Source organism: Hydrocoleum sp. CS-953 (genome assembly GCF_002260545.1).
In the GTDB taxonomy this organism is placed as follows: Bacteria; Cyanobacteriota; Cyanobacteriia; order Cyanobacteriales; family Microcoleaceae; genus Trichodesmium.
This window is the reverse complement of record NZ_LGSU01001303.1, coordinates 1-9,509: the sequence shown is the minus strand read 5'-3', so window position 1 is coordinate 9,509 and position 9,509 is coordinate 1. Positions and strand designations below refer to the sequence as shown.

At 36.0% G+C, this 9,509-nt stretch carries 3 protein-coding genes and 2 pseudogenes; 1 reads left to right on the top strand and 4 read right to left on the bottom strand.

Annotated features, from left to right (window positions below; translation table 11 throughout):
- Positions 1–531: 531 nt before the first annotated feature.
- A complete protein-coding gene (locus tag AFK68_RS23555) occupies positions 532–1,479 on the top strand; it encodes an alpha/beta fold hydrolase (RefSeq protein ID WP_094675575.1) in 948 nt (315 codons plus the stop codon).
- A gap of 1,596 nt (positions 1,480–3,075) precedes the next feature.
- Here the strand turns inward: AFK68_RS23555 and AFK68_RS46225 are convergent.
- The 4 genes and pseudogenes from AFK68_RS46225 to AFK68_RS23520 all read right to left on the bottom strand — a co-directional run.
- Entirely contained in the window at positions 3,076–5,202 is a 2,127-nt protein-coding gene (locus tag AFK68_RS46225) for an NB-ARC domain-containing protein (RefSeq protein ID WP_371357523.1), read from the bottom strand.
- A 2,302-nt stretch (positions 5,203–7,504) separates the two neighbouring features.
- Positions 7,505–7,911: pseudogene (locus AFK68_RS42410) on the bottom strand (formylglycine-generating enzyme family protein); the annotation flags it as partial.
- A gap of 1 nt (position 7,912) precedes the next feature.
- Positions 7,913–8,372 (bottom strand): annotated as a pseudogene (locus AFK68_RS42405) (formylglycine-generating enzyme family protein); the annotation flags it as partial.
- Between the two features lies 1 nt (position 8,373).
- A partial coding sequence (locus tag AFK68_RS23520; RefSeq protein ID WP_246844391.1) for a serine/threonine-protein kinase occupies positions 8,374–9,440 on the bottom strand: 1,067 nt, incomplete at its 3' end.
- Between the last annotated feature and the right edge of the window lie 69 nt (positions 9,441–9,509).

The window sequence follows — 9,509 nt, the reverse complement described above, 5'->3', positions numbered from 1 at the left end:
TTTTATTTGTGTATAAAAATCTTACCGCTTTTAGGGAACAGGGAACAGGGAAGACTTAACTGGCGGGAGTTTCAAGTTTTTGATCTACTTTTTGATTACCCGCGACCTATGGGCGGATTTCTATAGTTAGCCCTTACACTCAAAGTAAGTGATACCATGCTTGAAAAAAGAATGTTACAAATAACGAGCTAGCATGGTTGGTAACCTATAAGGTTTAGGATTAGTCTAAAATAACTTGAACAAATTACCCTTAGGCTAAATAAAATCAAGTACAATGCTTATTGTAGGGTAGTATGTCTAATAACTTGGTAGTTAAAACTATTTAGACTGGGAGTGGTAATGAATTTAATTAGCAATAATATTACAACACAAGGATTAAATGTAGTTCCTAGCCTAGACTAAAATTTCTATGAAAATAGGTATAATTTTACGTCCAAAGCAATGGACTCTTAACTATCTCTGACCCAATGGAGTTTCATAACTCAAATTAGCAACGCCAGAAATCTTAATATTTAGAAATATGAATGTATAGTGAGTGAAACTACTAGCTACTGGCAAAAAAAAATAGGTAATCAACGAGAGTGGGTATGGCGAGGATGGCAAACTCGCTACACTTATTGTCGATGCCAAAATAATCACGAAACTTTGGCAGGCCATAAATCAGGAAACCCTCCTATACTACTTTTACATGGTTTTGGAGCATCAATAGGCCATTGGCGACACAATATCCATGTCTTAGCTCAACAGCATACGGTCTATGCCTTAGATTTATTGGGTTTTGGTGCTTCAGAAAAAGCGATCGCCAACTACGATAGTAGTTTTTGGGTAGAGCAGGTATACGAATTTTGGCAAACTTTTATTCAAGTACCAGTAATATTAGTGGGTAATTCGACTGGTTCTTTAATTTCCCTAATTGCTAGTGCTACTTATCCAGATATGGTTGTGGGTCTAATAATGATTAATTTACCAGATCCTGCTGCTCAAGCTGAAGCAATTCCACCTAAGTTTTTACCTACTGTTGAGTTGATTCAAAATATTGTTGCTTCCCCACTATTATTAAGGGCTGTGTTTTTTATCGTTCGTAGACCTTCAATTATTCGTCGCTGGGTTAAGCTTGCCTATAGTAATCCCGATCTAATTACAGAAGAATTGGTGGAGATATTAACAGGGCCGCCGAGAGATAGGGGGGCAGCTCGTGCTTTTTGTATTATATTCAAGATTATGGGTAGCACTAAGTTAGGTCCTAGTGTAAAAGCTGTACTCCCTACCCTGGAAGTTCCTATTTTATTAATTTGGGGCAAGCAAGATTTATTAATTCCTCCAAAATTTGCCAATCCAAGTCAGTTTACCCAACTTAATCCCCGTTTAGAATTTATAGAATTAGATAATGCTGGTCATTGTGCCCATGATGAATGTCCCGAAATAGTTAATCGTTTAATTCTTGATTGGATTGTTAAACAAAAATACCAAAATGTTTAGTTTTTCGGCATTTTTTTCTGGTTTATCGNCAATCCAAGTCAGTTTACCCAACTTAATCCCCGTTTAGAATTTATAGAATTAGATAATGCTGGTCATTGTGCCCATGATGAATGTCCCGAAATAGTTAATCGTTTAATTCTTGATTGGATTGTTAAACAAAAATACCAAAATGTTTAGTTATAATATTAAATAAGGTATAATAAACGTTGTACATAAATATAGTCTTATGTAGTCAAATAATGTCAAATATCTTCGTTGATTTGTACAAAAGAGATAGTAAATATTTGACAAAATTTAATAAGTCTAGACCTGATGTTTAATAGTACAATGAAATTGGCTCAGAATTGCCTACTCAATAATCATAAAAATTCAGAATTCAAGAGAGCCTAATGTTAATTTTAACTCCTTGGTTTATGAGGTTAGTTGAGAGATTTATGATTCAATAAAATCATTGGTTTTATGCTGAAATTGACCGACTGTGTTTCTTGTCGAAAAATCTCTATAACTATATAACTATATAACTATAGAAATGCTAGATAGGTTAGATAGGTTGTAAAATTTTATCGTAGGGGTTTGGTCTCCAAACCCAAGTGAAAGAGGGATTTGGAAACCAAAACCCTACGAAACATAGATGGGAAATGGAATACTTAGGGCTTGCTGAACAAGTCTTATGGGTGAGGGTAGGAGTCGGGAGGAATGGGTATCGGAGCGAGGAGGCAGAAGGAAGAATCATCCCTTGATTTTTCTGCTTCGTGTTAACCTTTCATCCTCACTTTTTGACCATCAAGCAGCTCAAAACCAGGTACTTTTTCGCGATTTAAAAAGGCTAAAACCTTTATCTTTTAATGCTTTTAGATTTAATCAGCAAGCCCTACTTAAGTGACGCGACAGATGGGGAGTGAGCTTTAATTTAATCATTGTTGCTAAAAAAGAAAAGAACTAAACTGCCCAAAGTTATATAATTTATACTTGATTTATACTTGTATTTTTAATGTGTCCTGAAGTTATGAAAAAAAAATGGCATTGTTCAGCAAAAAACACAATGAACAATTAATAATTAATAATTAATAATTACCCCTTCTTAAAAGAAGGGGATTGACTAAAAGGAATTTTTTTGATTTATCCCCTATCTAAGGGGAGGCTTCAAGGCGTGAATTTTTGAATGAATAATTAATTGACTATCAACTATTAATTATTAATTATTAACTATTAATTATTAATTATTCGGTGAAATAAGGTATGAAATTCTTATGGTTGTAATATTAATAGTAAGGAAAAAAACTGTTTTAACTCCTAACTCCTAACTCCTAACTCCTAACTCCTGACTCCTGACTCCTAACTCCTAAAAATCATACAATCATTCACCAACGCCAAAAAAATTCAATAATNCTATTAATTATTAATTATTAACTATTAATTATTAATTATTCGGTGAAATAAGGTATGAAATTCTTATGGTTGTAATATTAATAGTAAGGAAAAAAACTGTTTTAACTCCTAACTCCTAACTCCTAACTCCTAACTCCTGACTCCTGACTCCTAACTCCTAAAAATCATACAATCATTCACCAACGCCAAAAAAATTCAATAATTTTCCTAGGTTTTATATGCAAATATAAAAGATACTAAGGAGTCAGAATTTAATTCCGAATCTGCAAACCCAACAAAACTTAAACTATTCATCTTTAGATTAACATGACATTCTACCTCATAAAAAGTAGGAGCTAAAAATTCAGAAGTATTAGCTGGTGATAAATCTAAATCGGTAAAAGATTGAATAAAATTTTCTGCTGACCAAGTATGTAAACATTTACCAGTAAAAATATCCCAGAGCTTAATAGTTTCATCTTCGCTTTTACTAATAATAGTTTGACTATTTTGGCTCCAAATTAAAGCATAAATTCGAGCTGTATGTTCACTAAAAATTTGTAGACATTTACCTGTATTAATATCCCATAATCTTATTGTTAAATCGTCACTTCCAGTTGCTAAAAGATTTCCATCTGGACTCCAAACAATAGAATGTATTTCTTGAGTATGACCTTTAAGAACTATATCCACTTTAGGATTCACCATCGACAAGAGACGAATATTTCCCGATAGATCGGCGATCGCTAAAAACTCTTTATTCGGGCTAGAAGCTATAACAGAAATATCAACATTAGATGATATTTGCATTTTCTCTAACAACATTGGGCTATCTATATCTAAAATATTTCTATCTAGTTTTTGCTGTTGTGATTCTTGATAATTATGCTCAGATAAATCTCCAAAATTAGTAGGACAAATACAGGAGTGATTATCTACTAATTGTGACTCGTTATTTTCATGGCATTTATGTTGATTATTTTTACTAGCAGGACAAATTTTCCCAGGAACTAATGCACAAAATTCTGAGTTTTTCTGGTGAGTTTTAGTTAATACTTCAATAGCTTTTTGGGAATAGTTATGGGCAGATTGACGACATTCCATTTTGTGAGAATAAAGGTCGCCTATCATTAAATCAATCTCTAGTTTCATACAGAGATTTATCAGATTTTCTATACCATAACTACATACGGCAGTTTCGTCAGCTTGTAGTTTATTTAAAATTAATAATAATTGTTGTTCGAGGGCTTGAGTAGAACTAAATATTTTATTGAGTTGTCTGGCAATGGGTTCGATAATTAGCTGATTTTGTTGTTCTTTAATAGAGCGTTTGCCAGTGGTTATAATTAAGGAATGACTAAGAAATAAATTTAAGTTAGTAGTAGTTAATTCAGTAACAATTTCTTCAATTAAGTAGTTAAGAACATACTCCATTATTAGAGGTTCTACTGTGTACATACTTAATTTTTTCTTGACTATGGAGCGCCAGATGAGAGCTTCTAAACTTTCTAGTAGATTAACTTTGGAAATGGCTGGCAGAATATCCATTTCTAATTTTTGTACATTAGTCCAGTCTTGGTTAACTGCCAACCAAACCATGATTTTTTTTTCTATTTCTGAGAGACGCTCAAAGTGTTGGTTGAGGAGTCGGCGAATTCCATTAAAGGTGGCAGTATTATGTTGGAGAAATTCTGTTAGGTCTCCGTCGAATAGGTCTTTGATGGAGGTGATGACTATTTTTAATGCTAGGGGGTTATTACTATAATGTTGACTGAGTTGTTGTTTTTGTGCTTCTGTGCCTGATATTTCTTTTGTTTGTAGTAAGGTTTTGGTTATTTCTTTTGAACCAAATATTTGTAGCGATCGTACTGTTGTATCTATACTTTCAAATGCTGCTACTTCTGGGGGTTTTTCTCGACTGGTGAGAATGAGGCAGCTAGAGTGGGATGTTTGGCTAATTAACTGAAATAGTTGACTATAGTTTTCGTAGCCAGAACGATAATGACCTGTACATCCAGGTTTTAATATTGTTTCGACACTATCTAAAATTATTAGACAGCGTGACTGGCGTAAGTATTCAATAAGTTTGTTTAGTTCTCCTTGGGTACATTCCTGGTCAGAGAAAAATGAGATAAGTTCCCTCAAAATTGTTTCTAGTGGAGGAGAGTGGCGGAGCGATCGCCATATTATATAGTCAAATTTATTCTGTAGTTGTTGGGCGACTTTTGCTGCTAATGCTGTTTTACCAATGCCACCCATACCAAGTAGGGCTATTAAGCGACAACTATCTGTGATAATATATTGTTGGAGTTGGTTTAGTTCTTGCGAGCGTCCATAAAAAACGGAAACGTCTATGGCTTCTCCCCAATCAATTTTTGGTTTAGAGAGTGTTTTGTTTGTTTCTGTAGAAGGTTGGAATATTTGCTGTTGAATATTTGGCTCGGTTTGGGCAAGACATGATTTCTGAGTGTCAAATTTTTGTCTCAGCAGAGCGCGAAAGTTTTTCTTGGTTACTTTTTCTTTTAAGACACTAGAAAGACTTTGCCATAAGCTGGCAGCTACTCCTTTGATGTAGTCTGGGTCGTAACCTGCTTGCTCGGCAATTTCAGCATAAGCTTNGGTTGGAATATTTGCTGTTGAATATTTGGCTCGGTTTGGGCAAGACATGATTTCTGAGTGTCAAATTTTTGTCTCAGCAGAGCGCGAAAGTTTTTCTTGGTTACTTTTTCTTTTAAGACACTAGAAAGACTTTGCCATAAGCTGGCAGCTACTCCTTTGATGTAGTCTGGGTCGTAACCTGCTTGCTCGGCAATTTCAGCATAAGCTTTACCTTCCCATGCTTGAGAAAATACCATTCTTTTTACAGCGTTTAAGGAGCCTGGAGGTAGAACTGTCTCCAGAACTTCCAATCCTTCTTCGACTTTCATTTTTACTTAATATTTCGATCTATTTTTGATTTTATCTAAATTGGTGTAATATTACTGTTACTTCGGCGACACCTTAGAATTTGTTTTTAGTTGAATAAAAAATCATGCTTAGGTACGAACGACCCCCATTCATTAAATTGTACCATGATTTTTTTGCCGACGCAAGGGGAATTTCTTTTCGTCGCCGATTTTTTTGGGAGCTACTCAAAATGCCGATTCTCTCATCGGTTCATCTCTTCTATTGGGGTGCTTCAGGAAATGTATTAACTGTTGNCACCTTAGAATTTGTTTTTAGTTGAATAAAAAATCATGCTTAGGTACGAACGACCCCCATTCATTAAATTGTACCATGATTTTTTTGCCGACGCAAGGGGAATTTCTTTTCGTCGCCGATTTTTTTGGGAGCTACTCAAAATGCCGATTCTCTCATCGGTTCATCTCTTCTATTGGGGTGCTTCAGGAAATGTATTAACTGTTGCGTATAGAGCAATAGTAGAAAAATTTCATTATTCATCTCCTCTATCGGGGTGCTTAATAAAATGTATTGACTATTTCTTTATAGGCAATAGTGGGAATTTTTCACTATTCATCTCTTCTATTGGGGTGCTTCAGGAAATGTATTAACTGTTGCGTATAGAGCAATAGTAGAAAAATTCCAATATTCATCTCCTTTGGCTGGGTGCTTCAGGAAATGTATTAACTGTTGCGTATAGAGCAATAGTNATAGAGCAATAGTAGAAAAATTCCAATATTCATCTCCTTTGGCTGGGTGCTTCAGGAAATGTATTAACTGTTGCGTATAGAGCAATAGTGGGAAAATTTGACTATTAATCTCCTCTATTGGAGTGCTTCAGAAAATGTATTGACTGTTGCGGATAGAGCAAAACTGATAACTGATAACTGGTCTGGCTATGTTTTGCTTCGTGGTTGAATAAAAAGTCATGCGTAGGTACGAGCGACCCCCATTCATTAAATTGTACCATGATTTTTTTGCCGACGCAAGGGGGAAATCTTTTCCGCGCCGATTTTTTTTGGTGCTTCACAAAATGCAGATACTCGACTCTGACTATTTCTTTTGGGTGCTTCACAAAATGGTTTTTTTCTCTGAATTTGAGCGATTATTTCTCTATTCTTGTAACTTTTTCTTTTGGGTTCTTCACAAAATGTTTTTTTCTCTGGATTGGAGCGATCGCGAAGCAGAAGGTCGTTCTATCGCTTCTATTAGGCAACACAATTATCGGTACATCTGTGGCAAAACCCTTGTTTGACCATATTTTTTAGTTGAATAAAAAGTCAGGCGTAGGTACGAGCGACTCCCATTAATTAAATTGTACCATGAATTTTNAAGCAGAAGGTCGTTCTATCGCTTCTATTAGGCAACACAATTATCGGTACATCTGTGGCAAAACCCTTGTTTGACCATATTTTTTAGTTGAATAAAAAGTCAGGCGTAGGTACGAGCGACTCCCATTAATTAAATTGTACCATGAATTTTTTGCCGATTTTTTGGGTAGCTCCACAAAATGCAGATTCTCGACTCTGACTATTTCTTTTGGGTGCTTCACAAAATGGTTTTTTTCTCTGAATTTGAGCGATAAAATGATAACTGATAACTGATAACTGATAACTGAAAAAACTTCTCCACTCTGAAAAAAAATTTTCCCCGCTTCGTGGGATAGAAAGAGAAAAGAAAAAGAGGGAAAAGGGCAAAAGGGGAAAAGAGAAAAGGGTTAAAGAGTTCTCCCGCCATCGCATACTACACGAAAACCAAAAGCGCTGCTGGGGACGTCGCGCCTAACGATGCCGTTGCGATACGCCGAACGGCATAGATCAGGATGGTTGACCCAGGAACCGCCCCGCAGCCAAGAATAATTCTTATTTCCATCTAACCAAACACTTCCATCTGTAGGCGCTCCAATATAATTATTATGCCCATCATCAGCACACCATTCCCAGACATTACCGTGCATATCGTACAAACCAAAAGCATTAGGAGGAAAAATTCCCACATCTGTTGTTTGTTGACGATATATTCCTTTTGGTGCATCAGCATAAGTATAGTTACCATGAAAGTTAACTAACTCAGACGTTATAGTTTCCCCAAAATAAAATGGTGTTGTTGTTCCTGCACGGGCGCNAGTTACCATGAAAGTTAACTAACTCAGACGTTATAGTTTCCCCAAAATAAAATGGTGTTGTTGTTCCTGCACGGGCGCGCATATTCCCACTTACTCTCACTGGGTAAACTATATTTTTTACCTGTTATTTCTGAAAGTTTCTGACAAAACTCTGTCGCGTCGTTCCAACTTACTTTTTCTACAGGACGGTTTGCTCCTTTAAAGAAACCTTTAAACCTAGAAGGATTATTTCCAATAACTGCTTGCCATTGTGCTTGAGTGACTGGATACTTTCCCATAAAAAATTCTGGCACGTCTACATAATGTTGTGGACTTTCACTATCCGTTCTTCCTACTTCCGTCTTTGGAGACCCCATGAGAAATCTACCTGGGGGAATTTTTACCATTGCTAGGGTAACTCCATGATCTAAGTTTTCTATCATCACCTCTGCTTGACCTTGAGAACGATTAATTATTTCTCNCTATCCGTTCTTCCTACTTCCGTCTTTGGAGACCCCATGAGAAATCTACCTGGGGGAATTTTTACCATTGCTAGGGTAACTCCATGATCTAAGTTTTCTATCATCACCTCTGCTTGACCTTGAGAACGATTAATTATTTCTCCTTTTGCGTTAACTTTGACTGTCTCAAATTTATGAGTCGAAGTCGAAGTAGATAAGTATGTTTTTGTTTTGACAAATAAAAACCCACCCCACAAATCTTTAGTTAACATTGCTGCGACAAACCCACTTCCTGCTAAACCTCCTAAGATCAATATTTTTCTTCTGGTTTTATTAGGTTGGGTTTGGGTTTGAGTTTTAGGTAGAGATAGAATTGTTGGTTGTGGTGTTGGTTGTGGTGTTGGTGCTGGTGTTGGTGCTGGTGTTGGTTGTGGTGGAGTTTGAATATTTAATGCTTCTAATACTTCTGTGGCATTTTTATAACGTTCTCTAAAATACTCCCGCACCATCTTATCTAATATATTTGCCAGGCGGTTACTTACTTGTGCTTGGTTTCGCCAGATTATATTTCCTGTATCTGGGTCTGTTGGTAAGTTTTGTGGTTCTTTTCCTGTGAGTGCTTTTATTCCTACCATTCCTACTGCATAGATATCGCTACTTAATCTTGGTTTGCCGATACCTTGTTCGCTTGGCATATATCCTGGTGTTCCGACTGCTACAGTTAAACTTGTTGTTCCTTGTTGGTTAGCTGTAGTTAATACACTTATTTCTTTTACCGCTCCAAAGTCTATCAATACTATTTTGTTATCCGACTTCCGACGCATCAAGTTTTGTGGTTTGATGTCTCGGTGAATTATATTATTTTGATGAGCTGTTTCTAATGCTGATAATATTCCTTTGAGTAAGGCGATGGTATAAGACTCGCTTAATTTTTTCCCCGGCGTAAGTTCCTGACTAATATCTTGCCCTTCTATATATTCTTGTACTAAGTAAAATTCTGTTCCTTCCTGGAAATGAGCAAATAATTTTGGTATTTGGTCTGAGTCTTTGCCTAATTTGTATAGGGTTTCTGCTTCTCTCTCAAACAATTTTTGATCGACAGGCAAAACTCCTGGGTCTGAACTTTTTGGTGATAGATGTTTAACTACCCATTGAGG